The 15,245-nt window shown below is 66.6% G+C and carries 14 protein-coding genes; 10 read left to right on the top strand and 4 right to left on the bottom strand.

Annotated elements, in window-relative coordinates; translation table 11 throughout:
* Nucleotides 1-9: 9 nt before the first annotated feature.
* A complete protein-coding gene (locus RT456_RS03065) occupies nucleotides 10-804 on the bottom strand; it encodes an undecaprenyl-diphosphate phosphatase (RefSeq protein ID WP_313342321.1) in 795 nt (264 codons plus the stop codon).
* A 247-nt stretch (nucleotides 805-1,051) separates the two neighbouring features.
* On the opposite strand from RT456_RS03065, the gene glnA reads away from it, so the two are divergent.
* From glnA to RT456_RS03030, 7 genes are all read left to right on the top strand, one after another.
* Nucleotides 1,052-2,461, top strand: coding sequence for a type I glutamate--ammonia ligase (gene glnA / locus RT456_RS03060; RefSeq protein ID WP_313342318.1), 1,410 nt, complete (start codon nucleotides 1,052-1,054; stop codon nucleotides 2,459-2,461).
* Between the two features lie 333 nt (nucleotides 2,462-2,794).
* Entirely contained in the window at nucleotides 2,795-3,133 is a 339-nt protein-coding gene (locus RT456_RS03055) for a P-II family nitrogen regulator (RefSeq protein WP_088434834.1), read from the top strand.
* Between the two features lie 19 nt (nucleotides 3,134-3,152).
* Entirely contained in the window at nucleotides 3,153-4,586 is a 1,434-nt protein-coding gene (gene amt, locus RT456_RS03050) for an ammonium transporter (RefSeq protein WP_313342314.1), read from the top strand.
* A 198-nt stretch (nucleotides 4,587-4,784) separates the two neighbouring features.
* Complete coding sequence (locus RT456_RS03045; RefSeq protein ID WP_313342311.1) at nucleotides 4,785-5,525, top strand: N-acetylmuramoyl-L-alanine amidase; 741 nt, start codon at nucleotides 4,785-4,787, stop codon at nucleotides 5,523-5,525.
* Between the two features lie 315 nt (nucleotides 5,526-5,840).
* Entirely contained in the window at nucleotides 5,841-7,001 is a 1,161-nt protein-coding gene (locus RT456_RS03040) for an MltA domain-containing protein (protein WP_313342308.1), read from the top strand.
* 204 nt (nucleotides 7,002-7,205) lie between these two features.
* The gene (locus RT456_RS03035; RefSeq protein WP_313342305.1) at nucleotides 7,206-8,141 is read left to right on the top strand and encodes an HAD family hydrolase; all 936 of its coding nucleotides are present in this window, start codon (nucleotides 7,206-7,208) and stop codon (nucleotides 8,139-8,141) included.
* A 60-nt stretch (nucleotides 8,142-8,201) separates the two neighbouring features.
* Nucleotides 8,202-9,215 carry a tetratricopeptide repeat protein gene (locus RT456_RS03030; protein ID WP_313342302.1) on the top strand — a complete coding sequence of 338 codons (1,014 nt, stop codon included), beginning with the start codon at nucleotides 8,202-8,204 and terminating at the stop codon, nucleotides 9,213-9,215.
* A 42-nt stretch (nucleotides 9,216-9,257) separates the two neighbouring features.
* On the opposite strand, the gene RT456_RS03025 is transcribed toward RT456_RS03030, so the two are convergent.
* From RT456_RS03025 to RT456_RS03015, 3 genes are all read right to left on the bottom strand, one after another.
* Nucleotides 9,258-9,677 (bottom strand): SDR family NAD(P)-dependent oxidoreductase, encoded by a 420-nt coding sequence (locus RT456_RS03025; RefSeq protein WP_313342464.1) that lies wholly within the window; start codon nucleotides 9,675-9,677, stop codon nucleotides 9,258-9,260.
* A 119-nt stretch (nucleotides 9,678-9,796) separates the two neighbouring features.
* Nucleotides 9,797-11,065, bottom strand: a complete 1,269-nt coding sequence (locus RT456_RS03020) for a DUF1214 domain-containing protein (protein WP_313342299.1) — start codon at nucleotides 11,063-11,065, stop codon at nucleotides 9,797-9,799.
* Between the two features lie 234 nt (nucleotides 11,066-11,299).
* A complete protein-coding gene (locus RT456_RS03015; protein ID WP_313342296.1) occupies nucleotides 11,300-11,824 on the bottom strand; it encodes a hypothetical protein in 525 nt (174 codons plus the stop codon).
* A 234-nt stretch (nucleotides 11,825-12,058) separates the two neighbouring features.
* Between RT456_RS03015 and RT456_RS03010 the strand changes: the two genes are divergently transcribed.
* The 3 genes from RT456_RS03010 to RT456_RS03000 all read left to right on the top strand — a co-directional run bounded on the left by RT456_RS03010 (nucleotide 12,059) and on the right by RT456_RS03000 (nucleotide 15,220).
* Nucleotides 12,059-13,120, top strand: coding sequence for an ATP-binding protein (locus RT456_RS03010; RefSeq protein WP_313342293.1), 1,062 nt, complete (start codon nucleotides 12,059-12,061; stop codon nucleotides 13,118-13,120).
* The gene (gene ntrC, locus RT456_RS03005) at nucleotides 13,110-14,558 is read left to right on the top strand and encodes a nitrogen regulation protein NR(I) (protein ID WP_313342290.1); all 1,449 of its coding nucleotides are present in this window, start codon (nucleotides 13,110-13,112) and stop codon (nucleotides 14,556-14,558) included. Before RT456_RS03010 ends, ntrC begins: the two co-directional genes overlap by 11 nt.
* 92 nt (nucleotides 14,559-14,650) lie before the next feature.
* Complete coding sequence (locus RT456_RS03000) at nucleotides 14,651-15,220, top strand: superoxide dismutase family protein (protein WP_313342288.1); 570 nt, start codon at nucleotides 14,651-14,653, stop codon at nucleotides 15,218-15,220.
* The last annotated feature ends 25 nt before the right edge of the window (nucleotides 15,221-15,245 follow it).

Genomic DNA, 15,245 nt, shown 5'->3' with positions numbered 1-15,245 from the left:
TTTTCAGTTTCAGTTGCCGGCAGGCAGGAACAGCAGCAGGCCCGCGCCGAGTGCGATCCGGTAGAACGCGAAGGCGGTGAAGCGGTGGGCCTTGATGTAGCCCAGCAACCACTTCACTACGACGAAGCCGGTGATGACCGCGGCAACGAACGCCACGCCCACATCGGTCCAGTTCTCGCTGGCAAGTTTGCCGTCCTTGGCCAGTTCCAGGAACGCGTACGCACTGGCCGCGAACATGGTGGGAATGCCCACCAGGAACACGAATTCAGTCGCCGCCGCGCGCCGGCTCAGGCCGAACAGCATGGCAATGAAGATCGCCGCGGCCGAGCGCGAGGTGCCGGGGAACACGCCGGCCACCACCTGCGCCAGGCCGACCAGCACGGCCACCTTCCAGGTCACCTCGTCGCGGTCGGGCAGGCGCGCGGCGCGCGCTTCCACCAGGATCATCCAGATGCCGCCGATGATCAGCGCCCAGGCCACCGGGGTTACCGTCTCCGGCAGCTCCCAGCCGGCCAGGCGCACGGGCAGGCCGACCACTGCCGTCACCAGGAACGCGGTGCCCAGCTTGAGCACGTAATCGCGGTTGGCCCGGTCCTGCAGGCCGGTGGCCAGCGTCCACAGGCGCTGGCGGAACACCAGGGTGATGGCCAGGATCGCGCCGGCCTGGATCACGATGTTGAAGAAGTCCGACCGCGCGCCCAGCCAGTGCTGGGCGATCAGCAGGTGACCGGTACTGGAAATCGGAAGGAATTCGGTGAGGCCTTCAAGAATGCCCAACAACAGGGCAGAGAACAGATCGGACATCGGCGGGCGGTTGCTCGAAAATAAAGGGGTACAGCCGGGCCCGGCCCGGCTGCGTGCGTGACGAAGCATAAAACATCAGACGCCGCACCAAATGTGTGCATGGTGCGGCCCTTGCACCGCAATGGTGCGCAGCGTTCAGCGTCCATCCGGGTGCACACCGTGTGAAATCAACCACTTGTGCGGTCCGGAAAGTTGGCACGGGGATTGCTCTATCCACACAGGCAATCACCCATCTGAGGTTTCACCGATGTCTGTGGAAAACGTTGAGAAGCTGATCAAGGACAACCAGATCGAATTCATCGACCTGCGCTTTGTCGACATGCGCGGTATCGAGCAGCACGTCACCTTCCCGGTCAGCATCGTGGAACCGTCCCTGTTTGAAGAAGGCAAGATGTTCGACGGCAGCTCGATCGCCGGCTGGAAGGGCATCAACGAGTCCGACATGGTCCTGCTGCCGGATCCGTCCAGCGCGTACGTCGACCCGTTCTACGCCGACCCGACCCTGGTCATCAGCTGCGACATCCTTGACCCGGCCACCATGCAGCCGTACGGCCGCTGCCCGCGCGGCATCGCCAAGCGCGCCGAGGCCTACCTGAAGTCCTCCGGCATTGCCGAGCAGGCCTTCTTCGGTCCGGAGCCGGAGTTCTTCATCTTCGACTCGGTCCGCTTCGCCAACGACATGGGCAACACCTTCTTCAAGATCGACTCCGAAGAAGCGGCCTGGAGCACCGGCGACAAGTTCGGCGGTGCCAACAGCGGTTACCGTCCGGCAGTGAAGGGGGGTTACTTCCCCGTTCCGCCGACCGATTCGCTGCACGACCTGCGCGCTGAAATGTGCAAGACGCTGGAACAGGTCGGCATCGAAGTCGAAGTGCAGCACCACGAAGTGGCCACCGCCGGCCAGTGCGAAATCGGCACCAAGTTCAGCACCCTGGTGCAGAAGGCCGACGAACTGCTGCGCATGAAGCACGTCATCAAGAACGTGGCCCACCGCAACGGCAAGACCGCCACCTTCATGCCCAAGCCGATCGTCGGCGACAACGGCAGCGGCATGCACGTGCACCAGTCCCTGTCCAAGGGCGGCACCAACCTGTTCTCCGGTGACGGCTACGGCGGCCTGAGCCAGCTGGCGCTGTGGTACATCGGCGGCATCTTCAAGCACGCCAAGGCGATCAACGCCTTCGCCAATTCCGGCACCAACAGCTACAAGCGCCTGGTGCCGGGCTTCGAAGCCCCGGTGATGCTGGCCTATTCGGCCCGCAACCGTTCGGCCTCGTGCCGCATTCCGTGGGTGTCCAACCCGAAGGCGCGCCGCATTGAAATGCGCTTCCCCGATCCGATCCAGTCCGGCTACCTGACCTTCACCGTGCTGATGATGGCCGGCCTGGACGGCATCAAGAACCAGATCGACCCGGGCGAACCGAGCGACAAGGATCTGTACGACCTGCCGCCGGAAGAAGAGAAGCTGATCCCGCAGGTCTGCTCCTCGCTCGACCAGGCCCTGGAAGCGCTGGACAAGGACCGCGAGTTCCTCAAGGCCGGTGGCGTGATGAGCGACGACTTCATCGATGGCTATATCGCGCTGAAGATGCAGGAAGTGACCCGCTTCCGCGCCGCCACCCACCCGCTCGAATACCAGATGTACTACGCCAACTGAGCAACAGGTGACGATGCCGAAGGACTTCCCTCCCACCTTCGTCATCGTCACCGCTTCACCAACGCGCGACGGCTGGGGAGCCGAACCGCAAGACGGTAGAACCGACCGGGTAAAACCGAGTAAACCAACACCAGGGGCAAGAGAGACCGGACGCGCAGCATGGGCCTTCCTCCCTCCCGCGTCACCGCTGCCGCCGCCCTTACGGGTATCGGCAACGGCGTGGTCCATGCAACGTCCGGCGCAACGACCGGCGGCCATGTGCAAGTGGCCGCCGGTTGACCTGACATCGGCCTGCCAGCGCAGGCCGGTTCCATCCACCATCGGGATATGCGCATGAAACTGATCTCCGCCATCATCCGACCGTTCAAGCTCGACGAGGTCCGCGAGGCCCTCTCCGATGCGGGCGTGTCGGGCATCACCGTGACCGAGGTCAAGGGTTTCGGTCGCCAGAAGGGTCACACCGAGTTGTACCGCGGCGCGGAGTACGTCGTGGACTTCCTGCCGAAGATCAAGATTGAAACCGTGGTCACCGACGACCGCCTGGATGCCGTGGTCGAAGCGATCCAGACCGCGGCCGGCACCGGCAAGATCGGTGACGGCAAGATCTTCGTCACCGCGGTCGAACAGGTCGTCCGCATCCGCACCGGCGAAATCGGCGCGGACGCGCTCTAACTCTCACTCGGAGCCCACAATGAAGACTTCCTTGTTCACCGGGTGGCAAGCCCGGTTCCACGCTGTGTGCCTGTTGATGCTGATCAGCGCCCTCGCCGTTGGCGCCTTCTCCGGCACGGCGCACGCGCAGGCCCAGGTCACCCCCGCACCCACCGAAAGCGTGGCCGTCGAACCGTTGCCCGCTCCAGATGCCGCACCGGCAGCCGCCGTTGAAGCCGCCGCTGCAGCCCCCAGCTTCGACCACGGTGACGTGGCCTGGATGCTCACCTCCACCCTGCTGGTGCTGTTGATGGTGGTGCCGGGCCTGGCGCTGTTCTATGGCGGCCTGGTGCGCTCCAAGAACGTGCTGTCCATTCTCAGCCAGATCCTGGTGGTGTTCTCGCTGGTGCTGATGCTGTGGGTAGCCTATGGCTACAGCGCGGTGTTCAGTGAAGGCAACGCCTTCTTCGGCTCGTTCACCGAATTCGCCTTCCTCAAGGGCTTCGCCCCCGACTCGGTCGGCAACACCCCGATCAAGGGCCTGCCGGATTACCTGTTCGTGGCCTTCCAGTCCACCTTCGCCGGCATCACCACCGCGCTGATCGTCGGTGCGTTCGCCGAGCGCATCAAGTTCAAGGCCGTGCTGCTGTTCTCGGCCCTGTGGTTCACGTTGAGCTACATCCCGATGGCGCACATCGTCTGGGGTGGCGGTTATCTGGGTGCGATGGGCGCGATCGACTTCGCCGGTGGCACCGTGGTGCACATCAATGCGGGTGTGGCCGGCCTGGTGGCGGCGTACTTCGTCGGCAAGCGCATCGGCTACGGCCAGACCGCACTCAAGCCGCACAACGTACCGTTCACCTACATCGGCGCGATGTTGCTGTGGGTGGGCTGGTTCGGCTTCAACGCCGGTTCGGCCGCCGCGGCCGACACCGTTGCCTCGCTGGCCTTCATCAACACCATCCTCGCCACCGCGGCTGCGGTGCTGGGCTGGACCTTGGTGGAAGCGGTCAGCAAGGGCAAGCCGTCCGCCCTCGGCGCAGCGTCCGGCGCGGTGGCCGGCCTTGTCGGCATCACCCCCGCGTGCGGCACGGTCGGCCCGTTGGGCGCCATCGTGATCGGCCTGGTCACCGGCGTGGTCTGCGTGTGGGGCGTTACCGGCCTCAAGCGCCTGCTCAAGGTGGATGACACCGCCGACGTGTTCGGCGTGCATGGTGTCGGCGGTATCGTCGGCGCGCTGCTCACCGGCGTGTTCAGCGCGCAGTCGCTGGGCGGCACCAAGGCCGACCTCGATATCGGCCACCAGGTCTGGGTACAGCTGGTCAGCGTGGGCTTCACCATCGTCTGGTGCGCGGTCGTCACCGTCGCGATCCTGCTGGTGGTGCGCCTGGTCTTCGGCCTGCGCGTGACCGAGGAAGCCGAGCGTACCGGCCTGGATGTCACCTCGCACGGCGAATCCGCATACGAGGCCTGATGCAGCAACGCCGACCTGCAATGCGGACCTGTAGTGCCGACTGTTAGTCGGCAACGGATAGACGGTAGTGCCGACTGTTAGTCGGCAGCCCCACCAACAAGAAACGAGAGAGAGCGTAGTAATTGGCCGGCAACCGCAAGGTTCGCCGGCCATTTTTTTGCGTTCGCACCCCGCGCCCCGATCGGCCACAATCCCCCCATGCGCCGAATCCACCCCCCGCTCGTGCTGCTCGCCACCCTCCTGCTCGCCGCCTGCGCCAGCACCGACGTGCGCAGCCCGCTCGCCACCTGGGTGCCCTCGCCGAACCACAACGCACGCAGCCCGGTCATCATCGTTCTGCACCACACCGACCAGGACAACGTGCAGCAGAGCCTGCACACCCTGCGGACCGCCAACAGCGGCGGCAAGGTGAGCTCGCATTACCTGGTCGGCTCGGATGGCCACATCTACCAGCTCGTCGCCGACAACCGCCGCGCCTGGCATGCCGGTGGCGGCCGCTGGGGCACGATCACCGACCTCAACTCCACCTCCATCGGCATCGAGATCGACAATGACGGCAACAGCCCGTTCGCTCCCGATCAGATCGCCGCCCTGATCCGCCTGCTCGACGATCTCTGCACCCGCCTGAACATCCCACGCACCCGGATCATCGCGCACGCCGACCTCGCGCCCGCGCGCAAGCAGGACCCCAGCCGCTACTTCCCGTGGCAGCAGCTGGCCGAGGCGGGCTTCGGCGTCTGGCCGCGCGCCAGCGACGGCCCGGCCCCGCCAGGCTTCGACCCGTGGCTGGCGCTCCAGGCCTTCGGCTACCCGCTCAACGACCGCGCGGCCGCCGCCGGCGCCTTCCATCGCCGCTTCCGCGCCCGCGACGATCTCCCGCCAACTCTCGACGCCGAAGACGCCCGCATCCTGCACTCGCTGCTGCAACAGGCGCGCTGAACGGGCGCCACCGACGAGACATGACCTCGGGTTCACGCGACGGCTGCCACCAATGGCCCGCAACGAACGGCCGGTGACGAACGTTTCGCAACCGGCGGCCTGCACCGACGGCTCGCACCAAATGGCTCGCACTCGACGGCTGGCACCAAACTGCTCGCACCCGACGGCCGGCATCAAATGGCTCGCACCCGACGGATCGCACCAAATGGCTCGCACTCGACGGCTCGCACCCGACTGGGTAGAGCGGACTGTTAGTCCGCTGCTTCAGCAACCGCGACCTACAATCAACCCTCGATACCGCCCAGAAGAGCACCCATGACGGCCAAGCGCATCACCCCTGCACTCAAGCACCCCGCCTTGACCCTGCTGAGCCTGATCGTCCTCACCGCGTGCAGCGTCAGCACGCCGAAGCCAGACGCGCCCACCGCCAGCCTCACCACCTACGCCAAAGCCGACTGGAATGCCCTCCCCACCGTCAGCGACAGCGACCTGCAGGCCGGCTTCAGCGCCTGGCGCAGCGCCTGCCCGCGCCTGAAGAGCGACGCCACCTGGGCGCCCACCTGCGCCGCCGCCGCCACCCTCGCCCTCACCCCCGCCGCCATCCGCCAGTTCCTGCAGGAGCGCCTCGACGTCTACGCCCTGCGTGCCGGCGGCCACCGCGCCGACGGTCTGATCACCGGCTACTACGAGCCGGTGTACTCCGGCAGCCTCACCCGCACGGCGAAGGCCACGGTACCGGTCTACGGCGTACCCGCCGACATGGTCAGCGTGCAGCTCGATGACCTGTACCCCGAACTCAAGGGCAAGCGCCTGCGCGGCCGCGTGGAAGGCCGCGTGTTGCGCCCCTACGATGCCGCCGCAACGATCACCGCCAAGGGCGTCAACGCGCCCATCCTCGCCTGGCTCAGCCACCCCATGGACCTGCAGTTCCTGCAGATCCAGGGCTCCGGTCGCATCCGCCTCGCCGATGGCCGCCAGCTGCGCATCGCCTATGCCGACCAGAACGGCCACCCCTACCGTCCGATCGGCCGCTGGCTGGTGGCGCAGGGCGAGCTGAAGAAGGAAGACGTCACCATGGACGCCATCCGCGCCTGGGCCGACGCGCATCCGCAGCGCGTGACCGAGCTGCTGGCCAGCAACCCCAGCTATGTGTTCTTCACCAAGGGGCCGGATGGCGACGAAGGCCCGCGCGGCTCGTTGAACGTTCCACTCACCGCCGGCTACAGCGTCGCCGTGGATCGCACCGTTGTTCCGCTGGGCAGCCTGCTGTGGTTGTCCACCACGCGCCCGGATGGCACGCCGGTGGTGCGCCCGGTAGCCGCACAGGACACCGGCGGCGCGATCACAGGCGAAGTACGCGCCGACCTGTACTGGGGCACCGGCGACGCAGCCGGCAAGCTGGCCGGCGACATGAAGCAGAAGGGCAATATCTGGTTGTTGTGGCCGAAGGGTGTGGCGCTGCCGGCGGGCGCTTGATCCGCCGACGACCGTAGCGCCACGCCCTGCGTGGCTGCGCTTCGTTCCGGCACCGCGACTCCACGCGCGGCGTGGCTCTACGCGCGGCAGGATCGCGGGTGGGCCAGTACAACTACTGCGTGATCTACAGTGATTCTGCGCAGGTCCGATGCGGATGATCGGGCTAGCATTTCCGCTGACGCTGTACCGCGCGGAGATCGGATCATGCAGGAAGGGCTGCTCAAAAGCTGGAACGCCGGTGCCACCCGCCAGGCCATCATCTCGTTCGTGGCGCGGGTCACACTGGAAGGCGGCCCGGACTACGTCGCGCCGGCCGCCCGCATCGCGGTGTTCGACAACGATGGCTGCCTCTGGTGCGAAAAGCCCATGCCCATCCAGGCCGATTTCCTGCTTCGCCGGATCGCCGAACAGGCCGACGCAGATCCCACCCTGCGCGATAAGCAGCCGTGGAAGGCGGTGCATGGCCGCGACCAGGGCTGGCTCGGCGATGTGATCACCAAGCACTACGAAGGCGATGACACCGAACTGAAGCAGATGGCCGCCGGCCTGCTGTCGGCCTACGTGGATGATGAGGTCGGCGAATTCGCAAAGAAGGCCGAACACTTCCTGCGCAGCGAGCAGAATCCGGTACTGAAACGGCCCTACCTCAAGACCGCGTATGCGCCCATGCGCGAGCTGCTGCACTACCTGGAGGCCAACCAGTTCACCAACTACATCGTGTCCGGTGGCGGGCGCGATTTCATGCGACCCATCACCCACGAGCTGTACGGAATTCCGCCCGAGCGCGTGGTCGGTACCACCGTCCTGCTGGAATACCGGGAGGAAGACGGCATCGGCAAGGTGGTGCACACCTCGAAACTGGACGTGTTCGACGATGGCCCCAACAAGGTGGTGCGGATCTGGAGCCGGATTGGCGCGCGGCCGATCTTCGCCGCCGGCAACTCCAATGGCGACATCCAGATGCTGCAGTTCGCCACCCAGGGCGAGGGCGCCTCGCTGGCGCTGCTGGTCACCCATGACGACCACGAGCGCGACATCGCCTATACGTCCGGCGCCCAGAAGTCGGTGGCGCTGGCGAAGGAGCGTGGCTGGCCGCTGGTCAGCGTACGCGATGACTGGGCCAAGGTGTTCGTGGATTAGCGGCGGACCCGATATCATCTCCACCAGAACATCTGGAGATGATGACGAGTGAAAAAGTCCATGGAAGGCGTGATCGGGACCTTGGGTCGCGTGGTGCTGTTCATCGGTATGGCGGTGTTCGCCTGCAGCGCCCATGCGCTCGGCGATGACGAGGCGGCCTCGCTGAAACGCGTGCAGACTGCTGCAAAAGCCGGTGATGCGAAAGCGGAGTACCAGCTGGCCAATCTGTATCTCAACGGTGCCGGTGTCGGCAGAGATGCGGCGAAGGCAGCTGCCTGGTATCGCAAGGCGGCTGACCAGGGCTACGGCCCTGCCCAATCGGAACTGGGCGCGCTGTACCTGCGCGGAATCGGCGTGCCCAAGGACGAAGCCCAGGCCATCGTCTGGGTGCGCAAGGCGGCAGAGCAGGGCGAAGTGATTGCACAGTCCGATCTGGGCATGATGTATCTCAATGGCCAAGGCGTGGAAGAAGACAACGCCCAGGCCCTGGTCTGGCTGCGCAAGGCGGCCGAGCAGGGATCTGCTGCCGGGCAGCACAACCTTGCCAGCCTGTATCAACGGGGCGGCGCAGGTCTCACCAAAGACGATGATGAAGCCAAGCGGTGGTACGGCAAGGCAGCGCTGCAGGACAGATCGCAACTCGGCGTCAGTCAGTCACGCATGGCGCTGTGCCTGTATCGTGGGGAACACGAAGTTTGGTGCACCGAGGCCCAAAGCCCCGGAGCCTTCGGCCCCGTGGAAGATCTGATAGCGGCCGCCGAGGGCGGCGACACCCAGGCGCAGACCAGGCTCGGCGACATCTATGGCAAAGGGATCGGGGTGCAGAAGGACGAGGCGACGTCGTTCAACTGGTACCGCCAGGCAGCCACGGCGGGGTACGCGCCCGCGCAGACGCGGCTGGGATACCTCTATTCCACCGGAATCGGCGTGTCCAAGGACGAAGACGCGGGCATCGCCTGGTACTGCGAGGCAGCCGCACAGGGATACCGCGGGGCCCTCACCAATCTCGAAATCATGCGCACCTTCGGGCTGTTCGATCCGGATGAGTGCCCCGCCCGGCGGGCGCTACGATGACTGCTGTAGAGCCGCGCAGGAGCTTGCCCTACCTGTGAGGCGTCACGTTGTTGGCGGGAAATCGGTCGACACGCTGAGCGTGCGCCATTGCTCGAGCGCGGCCAGGCGGTCACGGTCGGCGCTGGCGATGTGTTCCACGGCGTCACTGCCGAGTGCCAGGCGAAAAGGGGGCCGCTGCATGGCGGCCAGCTTCAGGATGACCTGGCCAGCCCGCGCGGGATCACCGGGCTGGCGCCCTTCATAGGCACGCTGCGCACGCGCACTGGCACCCACTACCGCATCATATTCGGGACGTCCTTCGTTCAAGCGGGTCGACGCACCCGCAAAATCGGTACCGAAGCCACCAGGCTCGACCACCGTGACCCGCACCCCGACCAGCGACATCTCCCGGGCCAGTGACTCTGAAAAGCCCTCGACGCCCCATTTGGCTGCGGAATAGGCCGCACGGCCGGGTGCGCCGATCCTGTCTCCCTATTCGGCGCCTCAGGAATGCATCAGGATGGAGGGCGCAGCGTAAAGGGTCCAGTTATAGGCTGTTAGATCGTGTTAGCGATGCGTGTGATCCGGCGTCGCCTCGGCGCTCAGTTCACCTGCACCATCGGCGGCGGGAACCAGCGGCCGTCCAGGATCGCCTGGTCAGGCCCATAGGTGCGGAAGGTGAGATTGTAGTTCTGCCCCTTCGGCGTGGGCAGCCAGTTGCCATCGGGCGCGCCCTGCGGCTTGGCGTTGGCGAAATACAGGGTGAGCGAACCGTCCTTGCCGTACTCCAGTGCCGATTGCTTGTTGATCAGGAAGCGGTTCTTCGGATTGGGGATCACGCGGAACTCCTTGGAGTCCACCGCGATTACCGACCAGAAATACTTCACGTGGTCGGCAGGCAGCTCGCCCTTCGGGAAGGTCAGCGTGTAGCTGTTGCCGCCATCCAGCTTCTTTCCCGTACCGTCGCTGTCGGTCTTGAAGTAGACCACCTCATCGGTGCTGTTGGCCCAGATCCCGACCATGTCGACCAGGCTGCGGTTGCGGAAGTTGCTCCCGTACTTGCCGGTGTCCTTGTCACCGCGGTTCCAGCCGTTGCGCCGCTCGCCGGCGGTAGCGAATGACTTCTCGAAGGTGGGGATGGCCTGCTGCCGCACCACGCTGTCCACCCGCGCGCGCTCGGCCGGGTCGGCGATGGCCTTCACCACGGCCCGCACCTTGGCCTGCAGCACGTCCATGCCCGGGTTGATGTCCGGTTCGCTGTCCAGTGCCACGGTTGCCGAATCGAACGCTTCAACGCCGGGCAGTTTGTCATTGGTGAACACCGGTGTTGCCGGCACCGGATCGATCTTCGGGGTGCCGGAGGTCTTCACTGAAATCCGGTGCTGCAGCGCAAGCGCCTGCTTCGGGTCCGCGCCCAGTTCCACCCGCGCGAGCACGCGCGAGGTGCGGCCCGGCAGATCGATGCGCACCGCGTCGGCAGGCACGTCCACCGTGGCGCCCTTCAGGCACACCCAGAAATCGCCGTGCGGGTGCTGCGGGAAGCTGCGTTCATTGATGTTGGCCACGGTTTCGCCCCACCCATTGAGGAACTGCACCGTGTAGTAGCGGTCGCCCATCGGCGGCACGCTGAAGACGGTGCAGCTGTTCTCGTCCACCGCCACCCAGACCTCACTGTAGGCCACATCCAGGTTGGGATTGGCCCACGCCACGCCGCCCACGTCGCGGTGCACGATCTGGTTCCACTGGAAGCCTTCCTTCTGGAAGTCCAGCTGCTCCTGCCTCAGCACCAGCAACCGCCCCAGCAGATAGATGTAGGCATCGCTGATGTCCTGCTCACTGGGCGCCGCAACCGTAGGGGCCGGAGCGGCCATTGCGGGGGCGGGTGCGCTGGCGGGCGCCGGTTCCGGTGTGGGGGTGCGCTTGCAGCCGGCGATTCCCAGAACCAGTACGGCGCACAGCAGACCAGCTCGTTCGCGGATTCCCATGGCACACCGTGGCAGTCTGTGAATGGCTGAAGTATTGCGCTGAACGCGGGCTGGCATGACCGAAAAAGTACTGGGGGATTCGTCAGTATTCTTGCCATAGGGGATGCCGCGTCCTGCGGCCTACTCGCGCATGAAGATCGCCGCCACAGCAGGATCGGCTGAGAACACGAACCGGTGTTGATATTGATCGCCGAGAGGTTCAACGCGGTGGACGGCGCCGTATCTGCGAGCGGCAGGGTCATTGACCAGGCGACGATTCCAAACGTCGTGGCTCGACTGCGAGGGCGATGTAACCGAGCCCATGCACAGGCGCAGGCCGCAGGTCAGATCCTCGACAACGCCTTCCTCCCTCACGACACGCACCAGCACATTTCGATGATGCCTCGCGAGCTGCTGCGCCTGCAGGCTTGTCTTCTGATCGCGCCTCATGTTCTCAAGCGCCTTCGCGAAGCGCACACCGTCTTCAAGCATTTCGATGGACCTGTCACCTGAGATGGCATCGTGTTCAATCAATGTCGACTCGGTGGCAAGGTAGGGAGACGCGACTCCGTCCACTGCGTGCGCTGGATAACCGAAACACTGCAGCGCCACGGCAAGAAGGGCGAACCTGGATGGCAAGTTGAGCAATGGAAGTACCTCATGCATACGGCGCGCCGGGGAGGGCAATCATCCAACCCGGCGCCGCATCATTCCCTGGTAATAGTCCTAAGTGCGTGCGCGCTCTCACGTTGTGTGCTCAACATCGCAGAATGCGTGGAGATCGCGACGGCACGCTCTGCAGGCCATCAACCGTCACCCAACGCCCATCGATTCTTTTCCATGGCCGTCCACCCACTTCTGGACCAAGCAACCACCCCCCGTTTGCACTACATTGGTGCAATGACCACCGCACCACCGTCTCCGTCCCTTGATGTGCTTGGCACCCCGGTCGCCTGGGCCGATGCCGAAGGCCGTGTCGCCGGCTGCAACCCGGCCTTTGCGCGCTGGCTCGGCGTCAGCGTGCGGCGCCTGATGGGCCAGCCGCTGGCCTCGCTGGAAGTGCAGGGGGAAGCGCTCGCCCATTTCCTGTCGCGTGGCGAACGCGACACCCTGCGCCTGCACCGGCTGGCGCTGGCCCTGCCCGGTGAGACCCCGCGTTTCGCGGAGGGCTGGCTCAGCCGGCATGCCGAAGATGGCTGGTTGCTGGAAGCCCACCCGGTCGACGAGTTTCCCGGCCTGGACCCCACCCAGGCCCTGCCCAGTGCCCTGAGCGCGGCCTTGAAAGGCCTGGCGCACGAACTGCGCAATCCACTGGCCGGACTCAAGGGCGCGGCGCAGCTGCTGGCACGGCGCAGCGCGCAGCGCGATCCTGAAGAGCGCGAGCTGATCGAGCTGATCGGCTCGGAGATCGAGCGCCTGAACGGGCTGCTGGAACAACTGCTGTCCCCCGCGCCGGCCGCGCCGCATGCATCACTGAACATTCACGCCTCGCTGGAGCGGGTGCTGCGCCTGGCCGAAAGCGAAGGCGGCTGGGCGGTGCGGCTGCAGCGCGATTACGACCCGAGCATTCCCGAGTTCCACGGCGACGCCGACCGCCTCACCCAAGCCGTGTGGAACCTGGTGCGCAATGCGATCCAGGCCGGCGCCGGTACCGTCACCCTGCGCACCCGGGTTGAGCATGGCGTGCGCATGGGCGACCTGCTGCAGCCGATGGCGCTGCGGCTGGAAATCGCCGATGACGGCCGTGGCGTGCCCGAAGAGTTGGCCGAGCACCTGTTCCTGCCGCTGGTCAGCGGCCGTGCCGAGGGCACCGGGCTGGGCCTGGCGCTGGCCCAGCAGGTGGCGCGCGAACACCGGGGCACGCTGACCTACCGCTCGCGGCCCGGCCATACCGTATTCACCGTGCTGCTGCCCATCGGGCCGGGCACGCCCGCTGCCGAGGAGACCGCACATGGCGGATGACAGCCAGGCCACCTCCCAGCGCGTCTGGGTGGTGGACGACGACCGTGCGGTGCGCTTCGTGCTGTGCACCGCGCTGCGCGATGCCGGCTACCGCGTCGAAGGGTTCGATGGCGCCGCCGCTGCGCTGGCCATGCTGGACGAACAGCCGCCACCGGACCTGCTGTTCACCGACGTGCGCATGCCGGGCGACGACGGCCTGGTGCTGCTCGACAAGCTCAAGGCCGCGCATCCGCAACTGCCGGTGATCGTGATGTCGGCCTATACCGATGTGGCGAGCACCGCTGGCGCGTTCCGCGGCGGTGCGCAGGAATTCCTGTCCAAGCCGTTCGATCTTGACGATGCCGTGGCGCTCGCGCAGCGCGTGCTGCCGGCACCGGATACCGCCGTGGCCGAGCGCAGCAGCGCCGTGGTGGAGCCCACGCCGGACCAGCGCCCGCAGCTGGTGGGCGATACCCCGGCCATGCGCGCGTTGTTCCGGGCCATCGGGCGACTGGCGCAGGCGCCGTTGTCGGTGCTGATCAACGGCGAAACCGGCACTGGCAAGGAGCTGGTGGCGCATGCGCTGCACCACGAATCACCGCGCGCGCAGGGGCCGTTCGTGGCCCTCAACACGGCAGCCATTCCGTCCGAACTGCTGGAAAGCGAACTGTTCGGCCACGAGGCCGGCGCGTTCACCGGTGCCCAGCGCCGCCACGTGGGCCGCTTCGAGCAGGCCGATGGCGGCACGCTGTTCCTCGACGAGATCGGCGACATGCCGCTGCCGCTGCAGACCCGCCTGCTGCGCGTGCTGGCCGAAGGCGAGTTCTTCCGGGTGGGGGGGCGCGAGCTGATCCGCGTCGATGTACGCGTGATCGCCGCCACCCACCAGGACCTGGAAACGCTGGTGGCGCAGGGCCGCTTCCGCGCCGACCTGCTGCACCGGCTGGACGTGGTGCGGCTGCGGCTGCCGCCGTTGCGCGAGCGCCGCGACGACGTCGCCCAGCTGGCCGATACCTTCCTGGCCGCTGCCGCGCGCAAGCTCGATACGCCGCCCAAGCGGATGACCGCGGCGGCACTGCAGGCGCTGCGCGAACACGACTGGCCGGGCAACGTGCGCGAACTGGAGAACGTGTGCTGGCGGATGGCCGCGCTGGCCGCGTCGGACACCATCGGCGTGGCCGACGTGGACAGCGCGCTGCATCGCGGCCCCGGTCCGCGCATGCGCGCACACGGCGATCCCGGCCAGTGGGAAACCCTGCTGTCTGCCTGGGCGCGGCAACGCCTGGCCGAAGGCGCCGAAGGCCTGCACGCGCAGGTGCGTGAGCGGGTCGACCAGGCGTTGCTGGAGGCCGCGCTGCAGATCACCCATGGGCGCCGGGCCGAAGCGGCCGCGCGCCTGGGCATGGGCCGCAACACCCTGACCCGCAAGCTCGGCGCCGGGCGCCGGCGCGGCGGATGAATCCCCTGTCCACGCCGCGTGGGCACCGCGTCGCGGTGCCTTTCATGGTCCGTGGACGACCGTAACGTTAGTTTGCAGACAAGGAGTTTCCGATGCGTCGTTCCCAACTCGCCCTGCTGATGCCGTCCCTGCTGGTGCTTGCCGCCTGCGGTACTGCGCCGAAGCCGGCCCCCGCGCCGGCCCCCAGCGTGCCGGTGGTCAGCACCGCGAAGATGGCCGAAGCCAATCTGGCGCCGGCCTCGGCCAGCATCGTCAGCGGACGTCTGGCGCTGGTGCCCGATGCGCGCGGCGTGCACATCACCGGCACCATCGGCGGCCTGCAGCCATTGCAGACCGCCGCGTTCCATGTACACGAGCGGGGTGACTGCGGTGCCGTTGACGCCAGCAGCGCAGGGCCGCATTTCAATCCGGCCAACCAGCCACACGGCCGCAACAGCGCCGGTGCGCATCACGCCGGCGACATGGACAACCTGCGCGCCGACGCGCAGGGCCGCGTCAGCGTGGATGTGCGCCTGCCGGGCGTCACCCTCGGCGGTGGTGCGCCGACCGATATTGCCGGCCGCGCGCTGGTCGTCCACGCCAATGCGGACGACTACCGCAGCCAGCCCGCCGGCAACGCCGGCGCCCGTATTGCCTGCGGCGTGATCCGGGTCCTGCGCTGACCGCGCACCCGCTGACCGTCGCTTC

Origin of the sequence: Stenotrophomonas sp. (assembly GCF_032099025.1) — a bacterium.
GTDB lineage: Bacteria > Pseudomonadota > Gammaproteobacteria > Xanthomonadales > Xanthomonadaceae > Stenotrophomonas.
Note: the sequence above shows the minus strand (reverse complement) of the source record. Positions and strands in the feature narration are given on the sequence as shown.

Excerpts from the sequence above, each read along its gene's own strand:
- RT456_RS03065 (WP_313342321.1), bottom strand. The coding sequence starts at position 804 with ATGTCCGATCTGTTCTCTGCCCTGTTGTTGGGCATTCTTGAAGGCCTC.
- glnA (WP_313342318.1), top strand. The coding sequence starts at position 1,052 with ATGTCTGTGGAAAACGTTGAGAAGCTGATCAAGGACAACCAGATCGAA.
- RT456_RS03055 (WP_088434834.1), top strand. The coding sequence starts at position 2,795 with ATGAAACTGATCTCCGCCATCATCCGACCGTTCAAGCTCGACGAGGTC.
- amt (WP_313342314.1), top strand. The coding sequence starts at position 3,153 with ATGAAGACTTCCTTGTTCACCGGGTGGCAAGCCCGGTTCCACGCTGTG.
- RT456_RS03045 (WP_313342311.1), top strand. The coding sequence starts at position 4,785 with ATGCGCCGAATCCACCCCCCGCTCGTGCTGCTCGCCACCCTCCTGCTC.
- RT456_RS03040 (WP_313342308.1), top strand. The coding sequence starts at position 5,841 with ATGACGGCCAAGCGCATCACCCCTGCACTCAAGCACCCCGCCTTGACC.
- RT456_RS03035 (WP_313342305.1), top strand. The coding sequence starts at position 7,206 with ATGCAGGAAGGGCTGCTCAAAAGCTGGAACGCCGGTGCCACCCGCCAG.
- RT456_RS03030 (WP_313342302.1), top strand. The coding sequence starts at position 8,202 with ATGGAAGGCGTGATCGGGACCTTGGGTCGCGTGGTGCTGTTCATCGGT.
- RT456_RS03020 (WP_313342299.1), bottom strand. The coding sequence starts at position 11,065 with ATGGCCGCTCCGGCCCCTACGGTTGCGGCGCCCAGTGAGCAGGACATC.
- RT456_RS03015 (WP_313342296.1), bottom strand. The coding sequence starts at position 11,824 with ATGCATGAGGTACTTCCATTGCTCAACTTGCCATCCAGGTTCGCCCTT.
- RT456_RS03010 (WP_313342293.1), top strand. The coding sequence starts at position 12,059 with ATGACCACCGCACCACCGTCTCCGTCCCTTGATGTGCTTGGCACCCCG.
- ntrC (WP_313342290.1), top strand. The coding sequence starts at position 13,110 with ATGGCGGATGACAGCCAGGCCACCTCCCAGCGCGTCTGGGTGGTGGAC.
- RT456_RS03000 (WP_313342288.1), top strand. The coding sequence starts at position 14,651 with ATGCGTCGTTCCCAACTCGCCCTGCTGATGCCGTCCCTGCTGGTGCTT.